Source organism: Monashia sp. HAY1-2A (assembly GCF_056755315.1).
Window position 1 is genome coordinate 1 of the sequence record NZ_JBNDHY010000382.1, and the last position, 277, is coordinate 277.

The 277-nt window shown below is 64.6% G+C and carries 1 protein-coding gene; it reads right to left on the reverse strand.

What is annotated here, in order from left to right:
* Window positions 1-277 (reverse strand): hypothetical protein (locus ACPYOM_RS22395; RefSeq protein ID WP_481347648.1); only part of this gene is annotated, 277 nt, incomplete at both ends.

Below are 277 nucleotides of genomic sequence, written 5' to 3' on the forward strand. Positions count from 1 at the left end.
GCGTAGCAGCACATAGCCCAGTGGCGCGAGATGACCGCGAACGCGGGCGATCCCCCGCGCACCGAGCCGTGGTGTGGCACTCGGCACGGGCGTCGCATCAATGGCGAACGCCAGGTTGCCTTCTGGTGTTGGGCGGGCCAGGAAGCTGACGTCGACCAAGGTTGCCGACAACGAAGAGAGGGGCTGGGAATCAAGCCACACGGTAATCGTGCTGCCTGGGTTCAGATCCATTTGCTCCCTGGCCGGCAGATCAATGCGGTAGCGCACACGACCGGGA